The organism is Roseivirga sp., from assembly GCF_034669765.1.
Lineage (GTDB): Bacteria > Bacteroidota > Bacteroidia > Cytophagales > Cyclobacteriaceae > Roseivirga.
On sequence record NZ_JAXMOQ010000003.1, the window covers coordinates 279,022 to 304,037 of the forward strand.

At 40.9% G+C, this 25,016-nt stretch carries 24 protein-coding genes and 1 riboswitch; of the genes, 11 read left to right on the plus strand and 13 right to left on the minus strand.

Annotation, left to right across the window (positions count from 1 at the left end):
- Window positions 1-76: 76 nt before the first annotated feature.
- A complete protein-coding gene (locus tag VOI17_RS07325) occupies window positions 77-763 on the minus strand; it encodes a DUF6090 family protein (protein WP_323756594.1) in 687 nt (228 codons plus the stop codon).
- A gap of 89 nt (window positions 764-852) precedes the next feature.
- Entirely contained in the window at window positions 853-1,800 is a 948-nt protein-coding gene (locus tag VOI17_RS07330; protein ID WP_323756595.1) for an acetyl-CoA carboxylase carboxyltransferase subunit alpha, read from the minus strand.
- A gap of 125 nt (window positions 1,801-1,925) precedes the next feature.
- Here VOI17_RS07330 and VOI17_RS07335 point away from each other — a divergent pair, with 125 nt between their 5' ends.
- The gene (locus VOI17_RS07335) at window positions 1,926-3,005 is read left to right on the plus strand and encodes an AI-2E family transporter (RefSeq protein ID WP_323756596.1); all 1,080 of its coding nucleotides are present in this window, start codon (window positions 1,926-1,928) and stop codon (window positions 3,003-3,005) included.
- 66 nt (window positions 3,006-3,071) lie between these two features.
- Window positions 3,072-3,245: a hypothetical protein gene (locus VOI17_RS07340; protein WP_323756597.1), complete on the plus strand. Its 174-nt coding sequence runs from the start codon at window positions 3,072-3,074 to the stop codon at window positions 3,243-3,245.
- Window positions 3,246-3,300: 55 nt separating this feature from the next.
- Here VOI17_RS07340 and VOI17_RS07345 read toward each other — a convergent pair whose 3' ends face one another.
- Window positions 3,301-4,620, minus strand: coding sequence for a M20/M25/M40 family metallo-hydrolase (locus VOI17_RS07345; RefSeq protein ID WP_323756598.1), 1,320 nt, complete (start codon window positions 4,618-4,620; stop codon window positions 3,301-3,303).
- A gap of 191 nt (window positions 4,621-4,811) precedes the next feature.
- Complete coding sequence (locus VOI17_RS07350; protein ID WP_323756599.1) at window positions 4,812-8,249, minus strand: amidohydrolase family protein; 3,438 nt, start codon at window positions 8,247-8,249, stop codon at window positions 4,812-4,814.
- 104 nt (window positions 8,250-8,353) lie between these two features.
- Between VOI17_RS07350 and VOI17_RS07355 the strand changes: the two genes are divergently transcribed.
- Complete coding sequence (locus VOI17_RS07355) at window positions 8,354-9,355, plus strand: DNA/RNA non-specific endonuclease (protein WP_323756600.1); 1,002 nt, start codon at window positions 8,354-8,356, stop codon at window positions 9,353-9,355.
- Here VOI17_RS07355 and VOI17_RS07360 read toward each other — a convergent pair.
- Window positions 9,352-9,951 carry a tetratricopeptide repeat protein gene (locus tag VOI17_RS07360; RefSeq protein ID WP_323756601.1) on the minus strand — a complete coding sequence of 200 codons (600 nt, stop codon included), beginning with the start codon at window positions 9,949-9,951 and terminating at the stop codon, window positions 9,352-9,354. The genes VOI17_RS07355 and VOI17_RS07360 overlap by 4 nt on opposite strands.
- 314 nt (window positions 9,952-10,265) lie before the next feature.
- A complete protein-coding gene (locus VOI17_RS07365) occupies window positions 10,266-11,081 on the minus strand; it encodes a 2,3,4,5-tetrahydropyridine-2,6-dicarboxylate N-succinyltransferase (RefSeq protein ID WP_323756602.1) in 816 nt (271 codons plus the stop codon).
- A 35-nt stretch (window positions 11,082-11,116) separates the two neighbouring features.
- On the opposite strand from VOI17_RS07365, the gene VOI17_RS07370 reads away from it, so the two are divergent.
- Both VOI17_RS07370 and VOI17_RS07375 read left to right on the plus strand, forming a co-directional pair.
- A complete protein-coding gene (locus VOI17_RS07370) occupies window positions 11,117-12,247 on the plus strand; it encodes a hypothetical protein (protein ID WP_323756603.1) in 1,131 nt (376 codons plus the stop codon).
- Window positions 12,248-12,406: 159 nt separating this feature from the next.
- Entirely contained in the window at window positions 12,407-13,066 is a 660-nt protein-coding gene (locus VOI17_RS07375) for a metal-dependent transcriptional regulator (protein ID WP_323756604.1), read from the plus strand.
- On the opposite strand, the gene VOI17_RS07380 is transcribed toward VOI17_RS07375, so the two are convergent.
- Together VOI17_RS07380 and VOI17_RS07385 are read right to left on the minus strand one after the other, a co-directional pair.
- Complete coding sequence (locus VOI17_RS07380; RefSeq protein WP_323756605.1) at window positions 13,067-13,663, minus strand: hypothetical protein; 597 nt, start codon at window positions 13,661-13,663, stop codon at window positions 13,067-13,069. It abuts the gene before it with no gap.
- A 93-nt stretch (window positions 13,664-13,756) separates the two neighbouring features.
- Window positions 13,757-14,632: a LytTR family DNA-binding domain-containing protein gene (locus tag VOI17_RS07385; protein WP_323756606.1), complete on the minus strand. Its 876-nt coding sequence runs from the start codon at window positions 14,630-14,632 to the stop codon at window positions 13,757-13,759.
- Window positions 14,633-14,691: 59 nt separating this feature from the next.
- On the opposite strand from VOI17_RS07385, the gene mnmE reads away from it, so the two are divergent.
- From mnmE to VOI17_RS07405, 4 genes are all read left to right on the plus strand, one after another.
- Complete coding sequence (mnmE, locus tag VOI17_RS07390; RefSeq protein ID WP_323756607.1) at window positions 14,692-16,107, plus strand: tRNA uridine-5-carboxymethylaminomethyl(34) synthesis GTPase MnmE; 1,416 nt, start codon at window positions 14,692-14,694, stop codon at window positions 16,105-16,107.
- Window positions 16,108-16,291: 184 nt separating this feature from the next.
- Window positions 16,292-16,708 (plus strand): GxxExxY protein, encoded by a 417-nt coding sequence (locus tag VOI17_RS07395; protein WP_323756608.1) that lies wholly within the window; start codon window positions 16,292-16,294, stop codon window positions 16,706-16,708.
- A 311-nt stretch (window positions 16,709-17,019) separates the two neighbouring features.
- Window positions 17,020-17,802, plus strand: coding sequence for a leucine-rich repeat domain-containing protein (locus VOI17_RS07400; RefSeq protein ID WP_323756609.1), 783 nt, complete (start codon window positions 17,020-17,022; stop codon window positions 17,800-17,802).
- 49 nt (window positions 17,803-17,851) lie between these two features.
- The gene (locus VOI17_RS07405; protein ID WP_323756610.1) at window positions 17,852-18,085 is read left to right on the plus strand and encodes a hypothetical protein; all 234 of its coding nucleotides are present in this window, start codon (window positions 17,852-17,854) and stop codon (window positions 18,083-18,085) included.
- Window positions 18,086-18,525: 440 nt separating this feature from the next.
- Here the strand turns inward: VOI17_RS07405 and VOI17_RS07410 are convergent, their stop codons facing one another.
- A complete protein-coding gene (locus tag VOI17_RS07410) occupies window positions 18,526-19,518 on the minus strand; it encodes a hypothetical protein (RefSeq protein ID WP_323756611.1) in 993 nt (330 codons plus the stop codon).
- Complete coding sequence (pnuC, locus tag VOI17_RS07415) at window positions 19,499-20,104, minus strand: nicotinamide riboside transporter PnuC (protein ID WP_323756612.1); 606 nt, start codon at window positions 20,102-20,104, stop codon at window positions 19,499-19,501. Before pnuC ends, VOI17_RS07410 begins: the two co-directional genes overlap by 20 nt.
- Before the next feature lie 47 nt (window positions 20,105-20,151).
- Window positions 20,152-20,261: riboswitch (TPP riboswitch) on the minus strand.
- Window positions 20,262-20,378: 117 nt separating this feature from the next.
- On the opposite strand from pnuC, the gene VOI17_RS07420 reads away from it, so the two are divergent.
- Entirely contained in the window at window positions 20,379-20,762 is a 384-nt protein-coding gene (locus VOI17_RS07420; RefSeq protein ID WP_323756613.1) for a hypothetical protein, read from the plus strand.
- Window positions 20,763-20,765: 3 nt separating this feature from the next.
- Here the strand turns inward: VOI17_RS07420 and VOI17_RS07425 are convergent, their stop codons facing one another.
- From VOI17_RS07425 to VOI17_RS07435, 3 genes are all read right to left on the minus strand, one after another.
- Entirely contained in the window at window positions 20,766-22,061 is a 1,296-nt protein-coding gene (locus tag VOI17_RS07425; RefSeq protein WP_323756614.1) for a type II toxin-antitoxin system HipA family toxin, read from the minus strand.
- A gap of 2 nt (window positions 22,062-22,063) precedes the next feature.
- On the minus strand, window positions 22,064-22,372 hold the full coding sequence (locus tag VOI17_RS07430; RefSeq protein ID WP_323756615.1) for a helix-turn-helix domain-containing protein: 309 nt from the start codon (window positions 22,370-22,372) through the stop codon (window positions 22,064-22,066).
- Window positions 22,373-22,920: 548 nt separating this feature from the next.
- Window positions 22,921-23,820, minus strand: coding sequence for a hypothetical protein (locus VOI17_RS07435; protein ID WP_323756616.1), 900 nt, complete (start codon window positions 23,818-23,820; stop codon window positions 22,921-22,923).
- 406 nt (window positions 23,821-24,226) lie between these two features.
- Here VOI17_RS07435 and VOI17_RS07440 point away from each other — a divergent pair, with 406 nt between their 5' ends.
- On the plus strand, window positions 24,227-24,946 hold the full coding sequence (locus tag VOI17_RS07440; RefSeq protein ID WP_323756617.1) for a DUF4397 domain-containing protein: 720 nt from the start codon (window positions 24,227-24,229) through the stop codon (window positions 24,944-24,946).
- Window positions 24,947-25,016 lie beyond the last annotated feature (70 nt).

The window sequence follows — 25,016 nt, forward strand, 5'->3', positions numbered from 1 at the left end:
CCTTACTCTTAAAATTTTGGTTTGTACCGTTTCTAAAGGTCGCATTTTTTTCGTTTTGGTTCAAAGCTTAAGTGATCTACTTCAACTTAGCCAATTCAACATTAATACCCTTCAACAAGCTATCGCACTTATTGGAAGTTAAGCGGTAAATAACCTCTCTTTCCTTTAGCAGATTGGTATAACTTCCTATCATGTTTCTTACCCTGTTATTCTTTAAGGGCGTATCATCCAGTATTTCATTCTGGCCAAACTGTGCATTTCCAAACTGAATATTTTCAATCATATAAGGATAAATTTGTCCGTTCACCAAGTCATGAATAAAGTCATCTGCTTTGGATATTTCATCATAATGAAAATTATATAAATCTGTAATAGATGCCCTCAGTTCATAGTTACTGATCATATCTAAGGAACCAGAATTGACGAGTGAATGATATGTCCCGTCTTTCGCATTAAAATAGGGTGCAGCATAAGTGCTTGTTATGTGACCATATTTTAAATCTTCTAAAGGGCCACTAGCATAAACATAACGCATCAAGAAATCAATGTTGCCATTAAGTACTTGGGATGAATCCAAAATACGATTCAATTCGGTGTTATCATTTGTGATATCGTCCTTTAAGGAGGTTAAATAGTTAATTTGGGCCTCTCTGTCACGCCTTTTTTCAGCCCAATTCTCCATACCAAAGGCAATGGAAATACCAATCACCACTACCAAAAGCTCTATAAAATGATTAAGCCAGTTGATTTTACTTTTAGCCATACTGATCTATTTAAAACGGAAAGTAGCTAAAAACAAAAGAACCACAAAGCGCTGGCCTTGTGGTTCTTCAATCAGAATGTCTTTGTTTTTTATTCTATCACAGAGCCCATGTCCGAGAATTTATCGATCCGTGAATCGATACGTTTGTTGGCATCCATTGCACTCAACGCTTTCAATTCATCTAGAATATTCTTTTTCAGTTCGTTACACATCCAAGGAATATTTCGGTGTGCTCCTCCAAGTGGTTCTTTGATAATTCCGTCAATTAGGCCAAAGCCCTTCATGTCTTGGGCCGTGAGTTTTAAAGCTTCGGCTGCCTGCTCCTTATAATCCCAGCTTCTCCATAAAATAGAAGAGCATGATTCAGGAGAAATAACAGAGTACCATGTGTTTTCTAACATCAATACTCTATCACCAATTGCAATCCCCAAGGCTCCGCCCGAAGCACCTTCACCAATGATGATGCAGATCACAGGAACCTTGAGCATGAACATATCTCGGATATTTCTGGCAATAGCTTCGCCTTGCCCCCTTTCCTCAGCCTCGAAACCTGGATATGCTCCAGGAGTATCGATGAGAGTAACAATGGGAATGTTAAATTTCTCGGCCATCTTCATTAAGCGAAGTGCTTTTCTATAGCCTTCGGGGTTGGCCATACCAAAATTACGCATTTGGCGCTGCTTGGTGTTTCTACCTTTTTGCTGACCTATAAACATTACTGTTTGACCATCAACGGTACCCAAACCGCCCACCATGGCTTTATCATCTTTCACCGTTCGATCTCCAAACAGTTCGATAAAGTCATCGGTAATACTATATATGTAATCCAGTGTATAAGGTCTATCAGGGTGACGCGAAAGTTGTACTCTCTGCCACCTGGTTAAGTTCTTATAAGTATCCTCCTTGAGGGTTTGGATCTTTTTCTCCAGAGATTTAATGTCCTCGCTTACATTCACTTTGCTGTTCTCAGCAAGCTCCTTCATTTCAGCAAGTTTCTCTTCAAGTCTGACAATTGGTTGTTCGAATTCCAAAAGCATTAATTTAGTTGATTCAATGTACAAATTTAATATATAAACCCATGCCCACCTTATAAGAGAATGAAAATTTCGATGAAGGCGGGTCGATTCTTCATTTTTCCGTACTTTTCGGTAAATCCGATTATATGCTGCCCGATAACGATATTGTAACGATTAAAAACATACTGCTCCTCTTTATGGGCTTAGTCATAGTGCTCGTAATCAAAGAATTATCGGCACTTTTAATCCCATTAACTTTTGCCATTTTCATTGGTATTCTGCTTCAGCCTGTGATTGCCTATTTGGATAAAAAAAATTGGCCCTACATGCTCAGTATTATCGTGATAACGGTACTCACCTTAGGCTTTGTCTTTTTGGTAGGTCTAATAGTTTTCGACACGGGTTTACAAATTGCTGATCAGAAAGATAAGCTGTTAACGCAGATTGGAAATAGACTAAATGATTTAGTCATTCAGTTCGAAAATATTCCGGGATTTTCCGCCTTAAAAGAACGAGACTTCAAGGAAACTTTATACCAAATTGTGTCTCCTGAAATGATGCTCAATACTTCGGGTCTGGTAGCAACCGAGGTAGGCAATTTTGTTTTTAACCTAGTGCTTTCAGCCATTTACTTGGTCGCGGTTTTGGGGAGTATTGTTAAATATGAGAAGTACATCAGCTATTTGGAAGGGGATGACGACATTGCAAAACAACGTTTGCTCAAGGCTTTTGTGGAAATTAAAGATGCCGTAGCCAGTTATATGAAAGTGAAGTTTTTCACCAGCTTAAGCACTGGCGCTTTCTTCGGACTTATTTGCTGGGGTTTTGGGGTTGACTTCCCTCTATTCTGGGGTTTCTTGGCTTTTATGCTCAACTTCATTCCTACGGTTGGGTCAATTATGGCCACCATTCCTCCTGTGCTGCTGGGCCTTATTCAGATTGACAACGGTACGAGTTATATATTTTTCATCTTGCTTCTGATTGCCACACAGTTTGTTTGGGGGAATGTGGTAGAGCCGCTAATGATGGGTTCTAAAGTGGCCTTAAATACAGTAGCCGTAATCCTTGGCCTTGTAATCTGGGGGTATATTTGGGGAATTGCAGGAATGCTGCTTTCAGTGCCATTAATTGTTTTGGCAAGGGTAATACTGGCTCAAATTCCTGATGCCGACCTTATTGTAAAGCTGATGGGACGGAGTCAGCTAGATGCTGACGAGCCAGATTAAAGTTCTAATTTTGAAGACCAGCACCTTTTTTCTACTTTAGTTTGAAATTCAAAACCACAAAGAAAAATGAAAAAGAAATCACTTATGCTCATTGTTGCGGGCATGTCTGTTATTGTTGCTAGTCAATTCATAACACACTTTGCTTCTACATCAGACTTTCTCAGTGGAGCGCTTTTAGGGGTTGGTATTGGGATAATGTTTTTGGGCTTAGTTCGGTTAAGGCCCAAGACTGCCAAGTAAAAAACTTAGCAGTCATATTATTCTAAAGCTCCCAAAAGCTAAAACTCAAGATCGCCTATTTCTTAGTTTTTAAATCCACGCCCTTATTAAGTCTATAAATCAAAACGGCTGCTCTTTTTGATTGCTTCGGAAGTGCACGAAGATCACCCGTTTCATTGATTGTATGATCGTCAGCGCCAGACATTCCCATGGCATCAATTCCCATTTCGATATGACCCGAAGTAAAAGAAATATCAGCTGCACCCGCATCGGCAGGGTTTACTGATGTCACTTCCCCAAAACCCAAGTCTTGACTCACCTTGCTGAACAGATTCATCAGCTGATAATTCCCTTCGGTTGGTGCGAAAGGAGGATAGCCTTCAGCAAAAGTAATAGTTGCGTTAGTTCCTGGCAGATGCTTGGACACAATTCGCTTCATGGTTTCTTGGGTTCTTGTAATTTGCTCTGGCGTTAAGGCACGAATATCACCCGTTACAGTTACATCTTTAGATACCACATTGTTCTTCCCAAAAGCAGTTCCCGTGTTTTCTGATTTGCTATAGTCTACTTCTGTTCCACCTGCAATCATTCCAGGATTGAAGGTTAAATATTCTTCTCCAGCCAACTCATCATAAAACTGATATAGAATTCTAGAGGCCTCATAAATGGCCCCTGCTCCTACTTTTGGTTTGAAGATTTGAGAAGAATGCGAAGCATTGCCTGTTACCGTCAATGACCATCCTGAAGAACTTCTTCTGGCTACGTTTACCGTGGCTGGATTTCCGTCTCCGTTCTCAAAGCCCAAAGCGACATCAGCCCACTTTGCGGCTTCTATCAATGCTTTTTTCGATTCAGAAAGCGGGCTTCCTGAAAGCTCTTCATCACCCGTCATCACCACGGTTATGTTCATCTCCTTTAACAAACCAGCGCTATGCAAAGCCGCCAACGATTGAAGTATAATCACATCACCACCTTTCATATCGGCAATACCCGGGCCTTTGATTGTGTTCTCATCTACTTGAGACCATTTCTGATTGGGGCTGTCTGGCTCGAAAACTGTATCTAGGTGACCGATCATTAAAATCTTCTTCCCTTTTCCGCCTTCAATTCTCGCCACCAAATGACCAGCGCGATTAAATGACGATCCATCTACCCATTCTACTTCCATGCCCAATGCCTTGAACTTCTCCATGAGCACATCGCCAACCTGACGAACACCTTTGAAATTCATGGTGCCACTATTGATGTTGATCAGTTCCTTCAGTAAAGTCAAGTATTCCTCATTGTGGCTGTCCACATACTGAATCAGTTCTTTTTCGATTTTATCAGTTTGTGCCGTTAAAGGCGAAGCGATGATGAGTGCAACTAAGGCAAACAGAATAGATATTTTTCGCATAGTGTCTTTTTTACGTTCGTGAATTAAGAACTATTCCTAACCCATTCGACCCAATAGGTGAATGATTTACGACAATCTTAATTTCTTGGTGTAATTCTAAAATTGAAATTAAGAAAGATTAAGTGATGAGACACTAAAAAACCCCAGCTTTTCGACTGGGGTTTAGTTTTATATTCATTAAAGTCTCTAATCTATTTTTTAATACCAGGCAAATTTACTGGTTTGGAAGTGTGCCAATTGAAAGGCCCTGCTTTCTTCTTTCTAGGATACACCTCATCCAAAGTATTTCCATCGTAGAGCCTTCCATTTTTCATTACTTGAATAATGGTGTTTGTATTTCGAATGTTCTCCAAGGGATTTTTATCTAGAATCACCAAGTCAGCAAGTTTACCTACCTCAATCGAACCCAGATCACCTTCTAAACCTAAGGCTGTGGCTCCAAGAATTGTAGCCGTTTTTAGTGCATCAATATTCCTCATTCCGCCAGAGGCAACCGACCACAATTCCCAGTGATAACCCAAACCCTGTAACTGACCATGACTACCAACTCCCGCTAAGCCGCCATTTTCAACCACATCTTTCACTCCAACGGCATGCTTTTTAAACACATGCTCTTCATCCATAAACCACCCTGGTCTTCTTCTAGATTTAGCGGCCAATTCATTGTATGGCGTGAAAAAGCTCAATTTAGGATCGTTATACGGATTCTCTCTAGAGTAATAATAATTTTCAGCCCAAGGACCTCCATATGAAACCAACAAAGTGGATGTATAAGCCATTTTGGACTGAGCCACCGACTGAATTACATCTTTGTATAAAGGTGCAATTGGAAACGAATGTTCGTGTCCAGGATAACCATCAAGCATTTGGGTCATGTTCAATTTGAAATCCAGTCCACCTTCGGTAGTTGGCATTAGCTCTTGTTCTTTGGCCGCCTGAATCACCCATTGACGTTGCTTTCTATTCCCTACCAAATACATCTTAATAGATTTAGTGTTGTAGTATTCCGAATACTGCTTCAACACCTTTCGGGTTTGCTCAAGGCTCTTTAGATTATATGCCCAATAGCCTACTCCAGGTCCTGTAGAATAAATTCTAGGGCCAGGAATCTGTCCAGTCTCCACCATGTCGGAATAAGTTAATACATCGGTGGTAGCAGTTTGGGGATCACGCGTGGCAGTAACGCCATAGGCTAAATTAGCCGCGTAAACCCAAACTTCATTTTTCTCCAAACCCCAAGCCGGCCACATGTGCGCATGGGTATCTATAAAGCCGGGAACAATAGTTTTACCCGTCAAATCGATGGTTTCTGTACCTCTTGGCACCGAAAGGGTACCAGAAGCACCGACAGCTTTGATTCGGGCATTTTCTATAAGGATATCCCCATTTTCAATTACCTGATCGCCATTCATGGTGATGATTCGAGCACCCTTTAAGAGGGCCGTGCCTTTCGGAATGTCTTTCTTGACTTTCACTTCTACATTGAACTCAACAGGCTTAAAAGTGGCTTCCTCTTTCTTGTCATCCTTCTTCTCTTCAGCCTTTTCTTCCTCAGTTTTCTCCTTATCGGCCTTCTCTTTGGCTTTTTTGGCCGTAGCGACAGAATCAGAATAAGCTTCTCCTTTTTCTAAGTCATAAATGAAATGGGCTTTACCAATGCTCCAATGCACCTTCTTAGCATCAGCAGACCATTTAGCAAACTCTCCTCCTATTTCAGTCAGTTTCTTAGCCGGAAATTGAGCCGACTCTGGACTGGCTACAGAAATGGTTGGAGTTTGCCCCAGCTTAGGTACGGTTACAATGTAAATATCATTGTTGATCACCGCCATGGCCTTATCTCCTTCAGGCGCCATATAGATTTCACTCGCACGGGCTGGGGGATTGTTTTCACGCCAGTTATCGGTTTCACTCAATGCAGTATTATTAGCCGCTGCTCCTAAATGATCATCCACTGGATTCGAACCATAAGTTGTGATACCAGTAATGGCAACCAAGTTCTTTTCATCAGTTCCATCCCACCTCACAGAGCTCAGACCTTTCCCACTGCTTAAGTAAATTCTATCATCATTTCTCACGAAATGAGGATTGCCTCGACCATTGGTTTTCATGATAAAATTAACCTCGCCCCCATTATCGCTAATCCAAGCCAAATCTTCAGTAGCCCTAGGCGCAGACGGCCCTTCAGCGTCTTTCATGTTTTGAGCACTTCCCTTCGTGAAAACTATTTTACCGTTCTTATTCCAAGCTGGTGCCGTATAAATTGCAGATTCTTTGGTGAGCTTCACAGGTTTAGCCTTTCCATCCATCAACAGCTTATAAATGCTCCCACCCTCAGTTTCAGACCAAGAGACAAAGGCTATAGATTTACCATCTGGTGACCATGTAGGCATGGCTTCCGTCATTTCGAAATCTGTAATTCTTCTTGGACTGCCCGAAGGAATGTCCATTACATACAGTCTGTTCAAAGCGGTAAACACCATTTTCTTTCCATCAGGAGAAGGTACGGCATCCCTGATTTGAGTAACCAACATGTTTTCGTCATCAGAAATTGGGTAGTTAAATTTTAACCTAGGCCCCATTTCTAGTTCCACATCTACTTGGAATGGAATATTCTTAGCATCACCGCCTGCCACAGGAATTCTCCAGATTTTACCTCCGTAAGAGGCCAATAGCTCTTTACTGTCTGGCGTAAACGTCATGGCAGGCAAAACACCCAATGGTGCAATAGACTCCTGATCATCGCGCTGAACAGGGTAAGCCAACCAACGCTCATCTCCAGACTTAAGGTCACGCAAGACCAAACCTGTTTGTTCTTCGTAGCGCGAACCGTACACCAAATACTTTCCATCTGGCGATAGAGTTGGCGTAAATGCAGAGCCGTAACGCGAGGTAATTGTTGATCTTTCACCGTTATCTCTATCATACATTCCCACCTGATATTGAGGCAATTGAGCGTTGTAATTCCAAGCGCCATTGCGTTGCGAATAGTAGATGTAACGACCATCAGCACTAAAAGCTGGTTCAACAAGCTTTAAGCCAGCGGGTTCTTTAATCAACTCAAAACCTCCACCACCATTTTTGTGGTACATGAATAGTTTCAGATTTCTTCTACCTCTAGAAGTCACTATATAATCTCCATCAGGTGACCATTCAGCGGATTGAAAATTTTCGTTTTCACTTTTGGTGATTTGCTTTGTTTCCTTCGATTCCAATTCCATCGTCCAGATATTGTCATTTCCACTTCTATCTGAAGTAAAAACAATACTTTTTCCATCTGGGCTAAATTTCGGATGCGTATCATAAGCCATTCCGTCTGTGATTCGAGTGGCTTGACCTCCTTTAAAGGGCACTGTATAAATATCACCCAGCATATCGAAAATAATGGTTTGGCCGTTAGGGCTAATATCCAATGAAAGCCAAGTACCTTCGGTAGTATTAAATTCCAAGGTGCGCTCAGCCTTTAGCGGTAAACCCTTGAATGTAGTTTGACCGGTTGTATCTTGCTCCTCTTCTTGCCAATTGTAATTGGCCTGTAAAGAAAAACTTGAGGAGATTAAAATAAGGCAATAGAGACACCAAGAAAGGTGCTTTAGCCACTTTGTTGGTGGTTTGGTTTTAACTTCTTTCATGTATTGTGGTTAATTTGGTTCATAAAATGAAAAGTAATTTAGTGAATTAAAAAAAGTCCGCTCAAGAAAAATATCTTTATCATTGCGGAAAATCAGAACAGGGCATGGCAAAACGGAAGGCAGCAGTTTCAAGTCGGGGTACAACAAAAAAGAAAACCACTTCGGGAAGAAAGGGACAAAAGGGAGGTTTTAGCCTCTGGAAGTTCTCATTAGGGCTAATTATCTTAATTGGGTTGGGATATGGCTACTTGGCCATCAAGGAAGAAAAGCTAATTCCTTCATTTTTTGATGAAGAAGTAACTCCAGATTTAGCTCCAGAAAAAATTGACCCTAAGCAGGAAATTCCAAAGTCAGAAAAGGAAATTCAACCAAAGCAGGAAGAAAGCAAAGTCGATTTTGATACTTACGACCTCTATTTCACCAAGGCATTCGATTTTGCTTGGCCAGCATATGAGGCCTCTCAGGCCATTGTAGAAAGACCTTATTACACTTTACGCTATAGTGAAGAGCACGAGCAAGCTTTATGGGTAGCTTATATTTTGTATGCCGACAGTTTAAAACAAACCACTTACGAAAGAAAAGATGATTTCAGGGCAGACACCAGAATAAAAACAGGTTCAGCCGCTTTGGATGATTATAAAGAAAGTGGTTATGATCGTGGGCATTTGGCGCCAGCTGCAGATTTCTCTTATAGCGAATTCGCTTTAAGCCAATCTTTCTTTATGAGCAATATGAGCCCTCAAGACGCTTCCTTTAATCGAGGAGTATGGAAAAAATTGGAAGACCAGGTAAGAACTTGGGCCATGGAAAATAATCAAGTTTATGTGGTTACAGGCCCTATATTGAACAAAAAATACAAAACCATTGGCTCGAACCAAGTCTCAGTTCCTGAATACTACTACAAGATTATTCTTGACATGAGAAAACCAGAGATTAAAGCCATTGCCTTCTTAATGAAGAATGAGGCAAGTTCTGCTCCCCTTTCGTCCTTTGTAGTCACAATCGACAGCGTAGAACAGTTGACAGGACTAGATTTCTTCCCAGGCATTTCAGACGAACTAGAAAATGCCCTAGAAGGGAGTTTAATGACTTCGAAATGGTTTTAACGACAGTGCTTTGCTAGTGCGTCAGAAGCCTCCAAAGAACCTAAAGCTTTAGACCTTGTGAAATCCTGACAAGCAGTTTTGGTTTGATTTAAAGCTATCTTAAGTGCTCCTCTGTAAAGAAATGCCTCAGCGTTGTCATTATCAAAGTTAATCGCTTGGTTGTAGTTTTCCATCGCTTTGTCGAAGTCGCCTTTTTGATGATAGCTACGACCTCTGAGCATATAGGCATCAGAACGAAGGCCATCCAGTTCGATCACTTTATCAAAAAATATGATGGCTTTGTTATAGTCTTTTTGATTGTACCAATATTTACCCATGCTCAGGTTAGCACTTAGGTTATCTCCATCAATGTCTAAAACGCTGATAAAGTCATTCTTGGCATTTATCAATTCCTTCATCTCTTCATAAGCCCTTCCGCGGTTATACAGTGATTTGATGTCCTTAGGGTTGGTTTTAAGGTATTCCGAATAGGCATCCACCGCCTCTTTGTAATTTCCTTCATTATAAAGCTGATCTCCTTTTCTGGTAACATCATCGTTACAAGAAAATAAGAAAGTCGTAAGGACTAAGACCAAAAGAGATAAGCGATTTTTCATTGAATGTGATATAAATAGTTTTTAAGAATGAATCCGTTTCAAACAACATTTAAGATTGATTCAGCCATAAATGGTTTAAAGGCTGCAAAAGTATTTGTTTATACGGAATACAACAATGTTTTTAACAGAAGAAGGGCCCGAAGGCCCTTCTCTAGGTAGCGTGAAAGCACTCTACCCAACCACAATATGGTCAACTCAAAACAACACAAACAGTATTGCAAAGCTGAGGCCAAAAAATAAACCACTGAAATTCAGTTGTTTATAAAAATATCATTATTGATTATCTTCTCAATTCGAGAGATTCATTCCCATTTTTACACGGCAACATTATTTTCACGCAAAGCTTCGTTCAGGGAAGTTTTTTTGTCGGTGCTCTCTTTTCTTTGGCCGATAATCAATGCGGCAGGTACATTATAAGTACCTGCTGGAAACTCTTTTGCATAAGAGCCTGGAATTACCACTGATCTTTCTGGTACATATCCTTTGTATATGACGGGGGTATCACCTGTTACATCAATAATTTTAGAACTCCCTGTTAAGGTAACGTTTGCTCCCAAAACCGCCTCTTTTCCAACCCTCACGCCTTCTACCACAATACAACGAGACCCAATAAAGGCACCATCTTCTATAATCACTGGAGCCGCCTGTACAGGTTCTAGCACTCCGCCAATCCCAACTCCTCCGCTAAGGTGTACATCTTTACCGATTTGAGCGCAACTGCCCACCGTAGCCCATGTATCAATCATGGTGCCTGCATCCACATAAGCGCCAATATTCACATAAGACGGCATCATCACTACACCACTGCTGATATATGCACCATAACGAGCAACAGCATGAGGTACAACACGGATGCCCTTACTCGCATAACCTGTTTTCAATCGTATCTTATCATGAAACTCAAATGGCCCAACTTCGATGGTTTGCATTTTCTGTAAAGGGAAATACAGAATCACTGCTTTCTTAATCCACTCATTTACTTGCCATCTGTCTGCAGTAGGTTCTGCCACACGAATGTTACCGCTATCGAGGTCTTCGATCACCGTTTTCACAGCCAAAATCGTTTGTTTCTCTTTTAATAATTCTCGGTTATCCCAAGCCGCCTCAATGATCTTCTTTAATGCCTCCATCAGTAGTTAGAAATTTTCAATAAATTCGAATGTTTATGAACAAGACCAAACTTCTTATTGCTTCTACGCTAAAACCTATTGACGATTCTCGTATGTATGAGAAGTTTGGTGTTTCTCTGGCGAAAACAAACGAATATGAGGTTAATATCATAGGCTTTGCTTCAAAAAATACGTTAACCCACGATTCAATTCATTTCCACCCTCATGGACCTTTCGGAAGAATGTCCTTTGATCGGATCACAAGTTCTTTAAAAATATTCAAAACATACATTAAAGTAAAGCCTCAAATCATCATATGTAATACACATGAATTACTGATAGTTACCTCTATATACAGAATATTATTTGGTGGGCGAATTATCTACGATGTAAGGGAAAACTACGTGAAAAACATTCGGAACACCAACGTCTTCAACCCTATTCTCAGACCCTTTTTGGCAGCTTATGTTCGAGTAAAAGAGTTAATTACGAAACCATTCTTTGACGGCTTTATCTTAGCAGAAAGGGTTTATACTGAACAATTGGGTTTTATTCCTTCACGTAAATCCATTCTGATCGAAAACAAGTACATGCCTGTTGAAGTGCCTGAGAACGAACCGATGGTGAATTCAGAAAATACCGTTTTACTATATTCAGGGACAATTTCAGCATCAAACGGAATATTCGAAGCCATTGAAATTACCCATCAACTTCACCAGATTGATTCAAGCATAAAGTTGTGCATTATCGGCTACTGTGCCCTCAAAAAAGACCTTATACAGCTAAAAGAGGCTATCTCAGGTAAAGACTATATTGAATTGATTGGAGGTGATTTCCTTGTTCCTCACCATCAAATCATTCAGCAAATCAAAAAGGCAGACTTTGGCTTTGTGCTCAAAAAACCTAACAATGGCGTAAATGATGATAAAATACTGACGCGCTTGTTTGAATACTCTGCCAATAAGCTCCCTATGCTGCTTTTGAACAATTCGACTTGGATTAATTTCTGTGATGAATTCAATGCCGCCATACCAATAGACCCTAGCTATTTTGATCCTGAAAAGGTACTCGCCTTAATGAAGGATTCTCGCTTTTATACCCAAGGAGATACCAAAACCAGCTTATGGGAAAGCGAGGAGTCTAGGTTCCTAGATTTCATTGCTCAATTCAGCAATTCCAAAGTTTAGATTAACCGAAAATATATCTTTCCAATATCCAACTCACTGTAAATAAGTCTTAAATATGCATTTTGTTTTAATTTAGTTTATACATAAATTTTTATTAGATTCATCTAAATACTATATTTACGCTGTAATCAATCATTACCCTCAGTCCAATACACTCCTATGTTAAGCTTTGTTGAAGAGAATTATTTAAAGGCCATTTACCATCTTTCAGAAGGTGGAAAACGCTCTGTGAATACTAACGCCTTGGCGGAAGAAATGAAGACCGCCCCTGCTTCGGTGAGCGATATGATTAAGCGACTTTCGGAAAAGAAAATGGTGGATTACCAAAAATACCGAGGCGTAAATGTTTCGGAAAAAGGTAAGTTCAAGGCTCTGCATGTTATTAGGCAACACAGAATCTGGAAGGTGTTTTTAGTGGAAAAACTCAACTTTCAATGGGATCAATTGGACGAAGTAGCCGAACAGTTAGAGCACATCAAATCCCCCCTACTCCTTCAGCGGCTGGATGAATTTTTGGGCTTCCCTAAATTCGACCCACATGGCGATCCGATCCCAGACGAAAACGGCCAACTGATTGAAAAGCGAAAAGATCCGATTACTCAACTTCCAGTGGGAACATCTGGTATCGTGGTGGGCGTAAATGGCTCCAGTGCTTCGTTCTTAAAGTACTTGGATAAAGTAGGCATCTCCATTGGTACCAGACTGCAGATTGTAGACAGAATGGAGTTTGATGGCTCGGTAGACGTAACCATTGACGGTAAGAAAACCATTACCATCTCCATGGCGGTAGCCGAAAACATCTTACTTTCAGAAGCCTAGTTATTCTTTGATTTTAGTACAATCTATTTTCCAAGTGGGAAAAACTATGGATTCGGCTTTATCCACCCATTCCCCTATCCATTTATACCCTTCGGTACTGATATCGTAGAAAGTCAATCGAAAAAAACCATCCGCACCGTTAGGCGCCTTTTGTGCCTTATAAAACACCCTCTTACCCTGCTCTTCTACACGCTTTCCTTCCCAGGCAGGTAATGTAGCCACAGCGGTACTGGAGGTGTAATAATGGACATACCATTTAAGGCTATCGCTATTGAACTGCCGAATACTGCCAGAATGAACTCCGTTTGCTTTCATCGTCTCGTCCTGAACGGCCATACCATTCATAATGTACTTAAAGCGCCAAGTCATTGCTTCAGGTTCCGCCCAAGTCTGATCTGCATTTCTGGCTTGTGAAACACAATTACACAAACCAATCATGGGTGCGAAATCCTTAATGGCAGGATTCGCCTCGGGGTTTGGCAAACCAAATGGGTTTTCAGCCGAAGGCTCATAAGGAAACGACAATTTTTGAGCGTTGAGCGAAAGCCCTATTAGAAACAAAGCACTGAACAGGATAGAGATTGATATTTTTTGCATGACCTTTTTTCTTCAATAATGGCCTAAATAGCCAATTGAGTCAAGTTTTTTGCAGTGAAGCCCCATACAAATGCAGTAAAGCCAAGGCCTTTCTTAGTTCATTGCTGTCTTTACCGACTTAATCCGCGACTGCGCCAAAGGCAACTCTAGTCCATTGTGCATAGTAACGGAAGCCGATGCTCCCCATTCGATCCGCTCTACAAACTTTAGGTTGACGATTGACCTGCGGTGAATCCGTTGAAAATAATCTGAAGGAAGTTTCTCTTCTAAGCTTTTAAGGGAATTCCGAAGTGTATAGGCTTTTCCTTGCCGGTCATGGATTTTCACGCAATAATCGTCCGCTTCAATCCAAACAATATGCTCAAGCGGCACAATCTGCGACCTATTCCCTACCCTTACCTGAATTACCTTGGCAGCATCTGTAAAACTACTCTCCGTGGATTTTATCTGCTTATACAGCTTAGAATTAGTGTTCTTCAGGTCACCCAGTTCTTTGATGTAGACTTCAATTTCGGATTTATACTGAAAAAAATGAACGAGAAGAATCACCACCACCAGAAAAACGAAAACGATGGGCGCCTTATGAAAGAAGTAAAACTGAAATAATTCGGCAAAAACAGACCCGCCCTTTTGATCGGCTGGCATATTGATCAAAGCCGCCAAAGCGATATCAAGCAGCAAAAGCAAAAGCAGAAGGCCTCCATAAGCCAAAAGCTTTCGAACCAGTTCATAACCAGACCTTATCGGGAACTTGCGAACGTAGAACACCAAACCCACCGAAGTAGCCAACCAGAGCCCCCATCGGAGCATGCCGCCTTTGAGCACCTCTAAAAACGTAACATCAATAGGCACACCATTATTAAAGTTTTCAGCATAAAAAAGCTGCTGAAATGCCTCAAAAACCACAAAGGCCATAAAGCAACTCAGCGCAATCAAGAGACTCTTATAATGGGTTTGTATCCAGTTCATTTTGCTAAATAAGTTTCAATATAATGAAGCTAGCCGAATAGAGCTTATTAGAAATGAAGATGCCTAATTATCAAATTACCGCTACCTTTGCTGCCATGCGCAAACTTGCTCAAAACGAAGACACCATTATTGCACTGGCCACACCACAAGGCGTGGGCGCCATTGGCGTTATCCGTTTATCTGGAAAAGAAGCCATAAGCATTACCAATGCGGTTTTTAAGGGAAAAGATCTCACAAAACAAGAATCTCACACGATTCATTTTGGCACCATCAGGGATGAGAACAAGATTCTGGACGAAGTGCTTATCTCGCTTTTCATTGCGCCAAAATCCTTTACCAAAGAGAACGTCATTGAGATCTCTTGTCACGGATCGAGCTACATCATCCGCCAGATTATTCAGTTGTTAATCCGCAAAGGTGCGCGGCCTGCCAAACCGGGTGAGTTTACTAAGCGTGCCTTTATGCACGGCCAATTTGATTTGGCGCAAGCCGAAGCCGTAGCCGACTTAATCAATGCAGATTCTGAAGCGGCACATCAAACCGCCCTCAACCAGATGCGTGGTGGTTTTTCTGATGAAATTAAAAAGCTTCGTGAAGAACTCATCCACTTTGCTTCCATGATTGAGCTTGAACTCGATTTTGGCGAAGAGGATGTAGAATTTGCCAGCCGCGAGGATTTAACGAATTTGGTCAACAGACTCCTGAAAGTCATCAATGCTTTGATCCAAAGTTTTGATTTGGGCAATGTGATCAAAAACGGAGTACCTACCGTGATTGCGGGCAAGCCCAATGCAGGTAAGTCTACCCTACTGAATGCCTTGCTGAATGAAGAAAAAGCAATAGTGTCCGAAATAGCCGGAACTACACGTGACTTTATTGAAGATGAAATCATTATTGGCGGCATCGCTTTCCGCTTTATCGATACGGCTGGCTTGAGAGAGACTACGGATGTTATCGAAGCCATGGGCGTAGAACGCACCCATGCCAAAATGAAGACCGCTTCGCTGATCATTTACCTGTTCGATTTGGCGGATACTTCTATTGTGGAAGTGAACAAGGAAATCAATATTCTGGAAAATGCTGGCGTGCCCTTTTTAAAGCTGGCCAATAAGCTCGACAAAGCCGATCCTGCTTTTATTGAAACGCTTCAAGGGCAACACCCCGGTATGCTGTTCCTATCGGCCAAAGACCCAGAGCAGGTAGAAATGCTTAAAGTGCGCATTCTCGAACTCGTCAACCTCGATAAGTTCAAGAAAGGCGACACCGTAGTGACCAACATCCGTCATTACGACTCTCTGCTTCAAACCAAAAACTCTTTAACTGCGGTCATCGAAGGCATTGACAACCAAGTCACTAATGATTTTGTAGCCATGGACATTCGCCAAAGCCTCCACTACCTCGGTGAGATCACTGGGGAAATCACTACTGATGACTTATTGGCGAATATTTTTAGTAAATTTTGTATCGGAAAGTAAAACAGTTAGAAACACAGATTATACGGATTAATGGATAACACAGAAGTATACCTAGGCTTCATTCTACTCCAATGCTAAATCAGAGTAATCCCATAATCCATCAAATCTGTGATACCCACAAAAAAATTAGAAATACAGATTCATAAGGATTTTAGGATTCCACAGATTCAAAGTATCTTAAGGCATGGCACCTTCGGAATATAAATACAAAGACTTAACGCATAAGATCATCGGGTCAGCTATGAGAGTTCATTCCTTTCTAGGCAACGGTTTTCAAGAGGTTATTTATCAAAGAGCCTTGGCCTATGAGTTCAACCAATCTGATATTTCATTTCAAAGAGAACAAAATCAAGAAATCTATTATAGAGATTGCCCTGAGCCCATTGGCACAAGAAGAGCAGATTTTATAGTTGAAGGAAAGGTGTTAGTTGAATTGAAAGCAACAACTAAAATCGAAGAGGTTCATTGGGCTCAGATTTTAAACTACCTTAGGGCTTATCGTTTTGAAGTTGGTCTGTTGATCAATTTTGGGGAGAAGAGTCTTAGTTTTAAGCGCTTTGTCCTAGACCTAGATAGCAAAGCCGATACTACCACACCTTAGCCAATCAGAGAAATCCCGTAATCCATTCAATCTGTGATGCAGACAATAAGGGAAGAAACACAGATGATAAAGATTAAATGATAGCACAGATATCTACCCTCTTTCAATTTGTTGGTGAAAACACACAACAAAGGCTGGCTTTGAGCTCCAAATCAGCGAAATTCCGAAATCCAATGAGTCTGTGATGCAGACAAAAAAATTAGAAACGCAAGTGATATTCATTAAAGAATGACGCAGGTTTCTGTAACTTTTAAATAAGTCATCCGTCTCATAAGTCGGTCACCAATTTTTTTATCTCAAAATATCAATCAATGCAGAGCTCATCCGAACTCAAAAAAACTGCTATACTATTCTTAATTCTCACCTTTTTTCTCTCCTGTAATTCGAACAATGAAGAGCTTACTCCATATCCAGTAATAGATCCTGATGTGGGGCCTTCTGTAAGCATACCCGACCATAATTTCGAAGCAAGTTTGATTGCTCAGAGAATAGATACCGATGGTGAGCTCAATCATCAAATTTGGGAGCAAGATGCCTTAGCGGCAATTGAGATGAATTTGTTTTTTACTGGCTCTGATAATGAAGACAAAATAACTGACCTTACGGGAATAGAGGCTTTTAAAAATGTAGAACACCTCATAGTAGGAGATCATGCACTTCAAACAGTTTCTCTTGCCGAGAATACGGCTCTAAAGAAACTCTATTTGTCTTTTAACCAAATCACTGAAATTGATCTAAGTAAGAATACCTCTTTAACCCACTTATTCATTGGCAGAAACGACCTTACAACTCTTGATTTATCTCACAACACTGAACTTCAGTATTTACACGCGGAAGCAAATCAGTTGACATCGTTGGATCTTAGCCATAACCCAGACCTTATTGAAGTCTTGGTAACTGCAAATTTACTTTCTTCTGTAACCGGATTTGAAAACACTAGCCAATTGACAAAACTCTATTTAGGTTTTAACGACCTTCAGGAATTTAGCATTCACCAACCATCGCTAGAAGGTTTGAACATTGAGAACAATCTTCTAACCGTACTCAATGTAGATAATTGTTCCAATTTGGAGTACTTACTGGCTAGGCAATAAATTGACTGAGTTGAACATTAGCGCCAATGAAGCGCTCAAACATTTAAAAGTGAGCTATAATCAAATCAGTGATTTATCACTAAGCAGCAACACGAACCTAGAAATGATATGGGCATCTGGTAATCAGCTTACTCACTTAAACGTGTCTCACCTTTCTGCATTATATGACTTAAGAATAATAAGAAACCCAAGCCTAACTTGTGTTGAAATCAGCTCAGGACAAGACATTGCTACAGTTCAAATCGAGAATCACCAGAGCCTGAATCCAGAAGGCTGCGATTGAAGATTAAGGCTTACTTCTTGAGCAATCGACATCAGCCAAGCCTTGCATTACCTTGTTGAGGTCACAACTGACGATCTACTATCGAATACTTTAGCAAGTTTGTGTTTGGATGGATAATATTGTCTGAAACGCTGATTTTAAGGATTACTAACCTGCCCTAGTCTTTGCGTCTCGCTAAGACCAAGAACCGTTGGACTAGCTTAAAGTTAATCTTGTTTGGTCTAAGCGTGACGCTTAGACCAGTTGGGGAGCAATCCCTAAATCCATTCAATTTGTGATGCCCACAAAAAAGGTAGAAACGCAGGTAATAAGGATTAATGGATGTTACAGATGCACACCCTCCCAGTTTGTTGGTGAAAACACACAACAAAGGCGGGCGTTTGGTGGGGAAATCAGAGCAATCCCGAAACCCACCCAGTCTGTGATACCCGCAAAAAAACTCACCTCGTGAAAATATGATGCTGGGTAGCAGTAAAGTAGTCTCTGAAGATTTGGTTAAGTACAGCATCCTCTCTGCTTGCATTCACTCCTAAATAGGGCTGCAAACCAATAATAGCAGCCGATAAGTTTTTAACTGAAGCGGAAGCAACTTGGTGAACTTCCTTAATAAAAGGTTCCGTAAACTCCTCGCTATGCGTTGTCATATCTTCTACCTGTTTGGCAATTTCGTAGAGTTGAGCGTTTGCAGAATCAATCGCTTCTTTTAACTCCGTTAACAGAGTTTCATCTTTTACCTGAGCTTCTTCCAAAAAATGCTCCGCCATACCAACATAATTCACCCAAAGGGTAAGGTCAGCAAAAACTGAAAAATGCGTTTTGAAAATGGGCTGCGAAAGGTGAAACCGATTGTACACAAAACTGTATTCCTCGCCTACTAACACATCCTTCACTTCGAAGGAATGGGTAGCTGAGGCTTTGAGCCCCATAGTGTTCCAGTCATGGATGATGCGCACTTGACTTGTAGGAATGATAAAAGAGAGAAATTTAGGCGAACCATCTTCATTTACCTGCTCAACTCCATTTTCTACAATCTTAGCATTCAAGGTAAAGTGTGTTAGGTAAGGTGCGCCAGTGGCATATCGCCAGGTGCCATTCAATCGGTAGCTACTCCCCTCCTTTTCAGCTGTACCGAACATACCTCCACTTCCCCCAAAAATTACGGGCTGAGCAAACAGCTCCTTTGCCACTTCAGGTTGAAGGTTTCCAATAAAGAAATTCGCACCACTGCAAAGCGTCACAGTCCAGCCTAAACTGCCATCAATTCTAGCCAATGATTGAAGTTTCCTGAGCCCTTCAGTTAAGGCCATTTCTCTTCCTCCAAATGCTTTTGGAACCCAAATATTCCACAAGTTTTCTTTGGCGATCCAGTCCAGCACCTCTTGTCTGAAGACAGGTGCATCGCTACACCATTCTTTAAGCTGTTGCAAATACATTCCCATTTTCTTTATTCATTAATTTGCGCCACTTTAAATAGCCAGAAGTACCCATAACAAATAGAAACACCGACATACCCGCGTAGATATAGAGGTCTTTATAAATCAAAAGCGGAATAGAAATAATGTTGCTGATATTCAAATAAATCCAATTTTCAATCTTTCTTTTGGCCATCAGCCACATACCCGCCCAAGCAAAGGCACTTACCGCTGCATCCCAAATGGGCACATCAGAATCGGTGTGAAAATTTAGCCAATAGCTCATTAGGCCAAAACACCCTAACACTATCAAAACTGCCTTTAAATGTTCTTGCTGAGTGGAATTACTGATTGGAGCTTCCGCCTTCTGCTTACCGTATTTCCAGTACAGCCAGCCATAAATACTCATAACCAAATAATACATATGCAGCAAAATATCGGCATATAGTGCACTTTGGTAGAGTACCCACATGCTCATTAATATGGCCACTATCCCAAACAAATAAGTATTGATGTTATTTTGGCGTGCCAGTATCACCTGAACAATGCCAAAAAGCGTTCCTAAGCCTTCAAGCCAAGTTAATTGTGTTAGAAATTCCTCGATCATTGTTCTTTATTTTCAATGAAATGAGGAGATGAACTAGGCCATTACAGAACTGTAAAAGCCTAAATCCCTACGCCAGCATTATCTGGATCAGGTGCGGAGCCAGAGCTCCTGGGTATCATCTCAGCCTGCCATTTAGCAAGCACCCCACTTGGAGAGCAAATGTAGGATTCAACCTCCTAGTAGAAAAGGATTCAGAAGTTTTTATTAAGCGTAACTGAATGATTATTTTAGACTTGACACCTAACCAACCAGAAAATATACTTTCTTCACCTTTATGATCAATATCCCCACCCTCACAGTGAATGAAGATTCCATTACCGTTTTTTCTGAAGAAGCCCTTCCTCAGCATGTTCGAGGTGGAATGGTTTTAACCAAGAGAATTGATGCGTTGAACCTAAGAATCAGAACCAGTGATGCAGGTTACGAAAGTGATTGGCATGTAGCAGGCGACCCAACCCTGATTGTGATTCAGAGCGGTATTTTAAGAATTACACTTCGGAATGGAGAACATAAAGACTTTAGTACTGGCAGCATGTTTATAGCGAAAGACTACCTGCCGAAGCATATTCCTTTCGATACTGAAAAGCATGGCCATTGCGCTAAAGTGATTGGCAATGAAACTTTATTGGCTGTGCATATCAAATTGGAGCAAATCTAAACTCTATTTCAGCTTTCGGTGAGTTTTACCAATGATGGAAGACCTATTCTCTTCCACTCCAGTTTTGGAGGCGTATTTGGGCCAATCACTCACTATAGAAGTCACATGATCGATCAACTGTTGAGGTTTCTTGATGGAATTTTCTTTGGCAAAAGCCAATAGGTCGTCCAGTGTAAAATTATCACGCTTTCCCCTAATCGACATCTGATGCTGACTGGTCCAGTCGCCCTGAGGATTATAGGCCCAATTGACATCATAGGCGGGTGACAACCTCCACTCGCCCCCCTGAGGTAATAAAAAAGCAATGTTCTTAGTATGGTCGTCTTGGTTTCTAGCAATTACATTGAACACCATACGTACATACTGTTGCTCAAAATCCTGATACGGCAACCTCAGCTCACGCATGTCAGCAAAAGCATCTTCATAACCGTACAGTCCAGGCATCATGAAATCGTAATGTGCCATGGCACACAAGGTTTGCATATGAATCTTCTCTCCGTCCGCTCCCCTATCGAAACGCTGCGTCATAAAATGCGCTCTACCATTTTCTTCTAAAAGCCGACAAGGCATCATGTTGATTCCGCAATCCTTAGCCATTAAATGATAAGCCATTTCTATGCGTCCGTAACCAGCTGGATCACCTAAACTACCTTCATTTACACCATCAAATTTCAGCATGTAATAATCAAAGCCTTTGGGTAAAGTGAACTGCCCCGATTTAATCGCTTTCGTTTTGGGGTTGAAACCAATAATCGCTTTCGGCCGCTGACCACCAGCCGAAGTTCCTACTCGAATCAAATCCGTCATGGCCTGTTCCTCATCGGCTGTCAGGTTGAGGTTTACCGCTTGCCTTTCTTCGAGCACTTTATTCGTCAGCGAAAGCAAGGATTCCACCTCAATATCTTTGACTTGGGTTCCGAAAGGAGTGGTAGCAGGTTCAAACTCCAATGCTCCCATACCACGAATACCAACGTAACCCAATTTCTCAATAGGATTGATCGAATTAACCGCTCGCCCCTGAGAAGCCAGCCAAGAACGGATGATCTGATTTCCAAAAGCATCGGGAAGCGAATCGGAAAGCAGACCAGGTAAACCACTGTAAGTGGCCTTCCCTAAATTGGGGAACGAAAAAATGCGCTCCCCACGCTTAATATCTTCCAAGGGCATGGTAAGTGGTGCTAAGTCTGTAGTGCCTTCTGCAAACTCAGGAGCAAATTCAAAAGAAGCTAGTTGCTGCTGCTCGTTCCAAAGCACAGCCCCCACCAGTTCGCTCCAAATCTTTACCCTTAAAACCACCATAATTATTGATTTTTGGATTTACGTACCCGCTGCATGGGTTTGAGTTCACGCTCCATTACCTTCATTGGGCTTTCTACCACTTCTGGAATCAGGTAATCGAGCTGATCGAGGGATTTGAGCGCACGAAGCACCTGAATCAATACCGACAAGGTAACGGAACGCCCGTATTCCAAATTTTGAATCGTATTGATGTTTACCCCAGCATTTTGAGCCAGCTCTTTCTGAGTGTACCTTTTCTGCAACCTTAGCTGCTTAACCCGCCTGCCCATCTCATCGACAATGGCCTGATCTGTCATTCTTTTCCAGTTCATACACCTGAATTTATAGGTTTTAAAAGGAATATCAATACATAAAACCTAATTACATAGGTGTAACGTAATACATAAAGTTAAGGTTCATTATTTAAACACCTATTATAACAGGTGTAAAATATTAAAAACGTACATAAAACCTATTAAAATAGGTTTTATGTACGTTCAGCTAACACAACAAAGTAATGGATCAATGAGACTAATTATCGCATGAAAAAAAAGATAAAGCTTATAAGACTCAACAAGAGCGCCCCACCGATTATATACCAGTTCAACTTTACTAGTCTTTGGTCAAGCTTCTTATGCCTCGCCCAAAAATTAAGTGAAATAGCAATCAACAGCGTGGGCAAGCTAAGTACTAAGTTGAAATAATAAAACCACATCCAGCTAGTAAACAAAGACCAAATGGCCAAGACGGCCACAACAAAAGGAATTGCTCGATGCATGTTCGGAGTGGCCTTCTCAGGCGAACGGAAATAATAAACAAGCAACAAGAGCACCGAAAGTCCCGCTAAAATCAACACCCATGAGAGTATACCCGGCATATGCTATTTATTTATAGGGTTCGTCTTCTTGATAAACGCATAATCTGGCTCCAAAGCGCCAGTAGGTTCCTTCCACCATATTTTAGTTTTCTTAAAACCATAAAGCTCCTCAATCACATTCCCTTCTTGATCGAACCTTTTGCGATATACTTTAGTCCAGTTGTCCTGTCCATCATACTCATACACACTCTCAGAGTTAGTGTATTGCTTATCTCTTGCTTCCATCACTGATTTAACCACAGAATTATGCTCATCTCGGAATAATGTTTCTTTTCGTTCTTCCTTCAGTTCATAACTTTTTCTATATCCATTCTCATCAAACACGATCTCCTCGGCACCCAGCTTTCGATCGCCTTCAACATGGGTAATATTAATACTACTGGGAACCATGCTATTTGGATAATACTTATGGTCTTCTATTCTTTTTCTTACCCCTTTACCATCGAACACTATTAACATCTTGGGCGTTTCAGGCGACCCAGTAACATACTGATATACCTGTGCAGTATCAGCTGAAATTTCATAAGTAACCCACTTTGATCCGCGCCTTACCTGACTAAACTTGACCAAGTTGCTTCTCTCATCACCCTCAAACTTCACACCGTTGAACATTTCACTTGGCGAACCATCCATATTCCATGAGTATCTATTCTCCACCCTTCTGTCCTCTAGTACCTCGAAAGTTTTGTCTTGTAATTGTCTTCCTGCCTCATCAAACAAAGCATAAGTTTCTCTTATTTTAGTAATGGTCTTACTTTCGCTGTCATATCTATACCAGTCAATTTGACTCTCAACCACATTACCATTAAGGGAATAATCAGCTATGGATTTTGAAAATTGTGCAAAGGCCGAATGGGCTACAATAACAAAAAATGCACTCACTAATGTCAATATCTTTCTCATTTCTATTGATTTAACTGATTACATAAAAATGATCCAAATCCACATTATAGCAGTCAAGGATAGATAGGCTCATCATTTTATACTAACAAACTTACCTCTTAGATCAACGTACTTCAATACCGCCCAAATGGGATTAGGAATACCCTCTAGACGGTATAGAAAGGATTTTTTTACAAAAAAAACATTAGTCTAATTCCAACCTTTAATTATGGGAGCTTGTCTTTAAAGATTGTGGAAACCCCATGCCGTGTTGTTCTGCAATAAAAATCATAACTGTATGCGTTAAAGCATTGGGTTTCATTGAAACCAATGGCATTAAACTTGTGGTTTTAATATTGAATATCCGCCTACTAAAACAGGAGGCTCAGCTTTATAAATAACCTAAATCAAATTAAAATTCAGAATTATGAGATTAAATGCAAAGCAAGAGATTCCGTTAAACGGAATGATGAGGAGTATGATGATGTTGGTTGCCATCGTGTTTATGCTTTCTAGCTGTAATAATGATGACGGAGATAGTCTTCCCGAAAATGTAGCCTATGTATCACTTTATCAGGCATCGCCTAATGCCCCAGCAATGGACATCGGAATCGATAATAGACAATTGAACATTTACCCTTTCGATTACGCTGATTACACTGGGTATTTAAGATTCTTTACAGGAAGTCGCTACTTCCAGTTTACACCAGCTCACGCCAATAATGTAGTAGCCGATACTACCTTCATTTTAGGCGCTGGCAGAACTTATTCCATATTTACTGTAGGTGATTATAATAATTTGAAAGTGCTGAAATTAGAAGACAATTCCGATGCGCCAAGTGATGGAAAGGCCAAAGTAAGACTTGTGAATTTATCGCCAGACGCACCCGCTTTAGATGTTTCGGCCAATGATCAAAATGACCCACTATTCAGTGATTCCAATTTCATGGATGCTTCTGGTTTTATGGAGCTTACAGCCGATGAATATGATTTAATAGTAACTTCTCCTGACGACAACAGTATTCAGCTTAACGTGCCTAATGTTAAATTCCAAAATGGATATTATTACACCATCATTTTAAGAGGATACCATGTTCCGCCAGCGGGAAATAACAATTCACTCAGTGCAGAGATTATCGTAAATTAATTAGTATCAGACGAGTGAAAAGCAGAAAGACAATCCGTATGGACTGCCTTTCTGCTTTTATGTTTTCTAG

Bases quoted from the DNA above. Each gene is read 5' to 3' on its own strand.
- VOI17_RS07325 (WP_323756594.1), bottom strand. From the start codon at position 763: ATGGCTAAAAGTAAAATCAACTGGCTTAATCATTTTATAGAGCTTTTG.
- VOI17_RS07330 (WP_323756595.1), bottom strand. From the start codon at position 1,800: ATGCTTTTGGAATTCGAACAACCAATTGTCAGACTTGAAGAGAAACTT.
- VOI17_RS07335 (WP_323756596.1), top strand. From the start codon at position 1,926: ATGCTGCCCGATAACGATATTGTAACGATTAAAAACATACTGCTCCTC.
- VOI17_RS07340 (WP_323756597.1), top strand. From the start codon at position 3,072: ATGAAAAAGAAATCACTTATGCTCATTGTTGCGGGCATGTCTGTTATT.
- VOI17_RS07345 (WP_323756598.1), bottom strand. From the start codon at position 4,620: ATGCGAAAAATATCTATTCTGTTTGCCTTAGTTGCACTCATCATCGCT.
- VOI17_RS07350 (WP_323756599.1), bottom strand. From the start codon at position 8,249: ATGAAAGAAGTTAAAACCAAACCACCAACAAAGTGGCTAAAGCACCTT.
- VOI17_RS07355 (WP_323756600.1), top strand. From the start codon at position 8,354: ATGGCAAAACGGAAGGCAGCAGTTTCAAGTCGGGGTACAACAAAAAAG.
- VOI17_RS07360 (WP_323756601.1), bottom strand. From the start codon at position 9,951: ATGAAAAATCGCTTATCTCTTTTGGTCTTAGTCCTTACGACTTTCTTA.
- VOI17_RS07365 (WP_323756602.1), bottom strand. From the start codon at position 11,081: ATGGAGGCATTAAAGAAGATCATTGAGGCGGCTTGGGATAACCGAGAA.
- VOI17_RS07370 (WP_323756603.1), top strand. From the start codon at position 11,117: ATGAACAAGACCAAACTTCTTATTGCTTCTACGCTAAAACCTATTGAC.
- VOI17_RS07375 (WP_323756604.1), top strand. From the start codon at position 12,407: ATGTTAAGCTTTGTTGAAGAGAATTATTTAAAGGCCATTTACCATCTT.
- VOI17_RS07380 (WP_323756605.1), bottom strand. From the start codon at position 13,663: ATGCAAAAAATATCAATCTCTATCCTGTTCAGTGCTTTGTTTCTAATA.
- VOI17_RS07385 (WP_323756606.1), bottom strand. From the start codon at position 14,632: ATGAACTGGATACAAACCCATTATAAGAGTCTCTTGATTGCGCTGAGT.
- mnmE (WP_323756607.1), top strand. From the start codon at position 14,692: ATGCCTAATTATCAAATTACCGCTACCTTTGCTGCCATGCGCAAACTT.
- VOI17_RS07395 (WP_323756608.1), top strand. From the start codon at position 16,292: ATGGCACCTTCGGAATATAAATACAAAGACTTAACGCATAAGATCATC.
- VOI17_RS07400 (WP_323756609.1), top strand. From the start codon at position 17,020: ATGCAGAGCTCATCCGAACTCAAAAAAACTGCTATACTATTCTTAATT.
- VOI17_RS07410 (WP_323756611.1), bottom strand. From the start codon at position 19,518: ATGTATTTGCAACAGCTTAAAGAATGGTGTAGCGATGCACCTGTCTTC.
- pnuC (WP_323756612.1), bottom strand. From the start codon at position 20,104: ATGATCGAGGAATTTCTAACACAATTAACTTGGCTTGAAGGCTTAGGA.
- VOI17_RS07420 (WP_323756613.1), top strand. From the start codon at position 20,379: ATGATCAATATCCCCACCCTCACAGTGAATGAAGATTCCATTACCGTT.
- VOI17_RS07425 (WP_323756614.1), bottom strand. From the start codon at position 22,061: ATGGTGGTTTTAAGGGTAAAGATTTGGAGCGAACTGGTGGGGGCTGTG.
- VOI17_RS07430 (WP_323756615.1), bottom strand. From the start codon at position 22,372: ATGAACTGGAAAAGAATGACAGATCAGGCCATTGTCGATGAGATGGGC.
- VOI17_RS07435 (WP_323756616.1), bottom strand. From the start codon at position 23,820: ATGAGAAAGATATTGACATTAGTGAGTGCATTTTTTGTTATTGTAGCC.
- VOI17_RS07440 (WP_323756617.1), top strand. From the start codon at position 24,227: ATGAGATTAAATGCAAAGCAAGAGATTCCGTTAAACGGAATGATGAGG.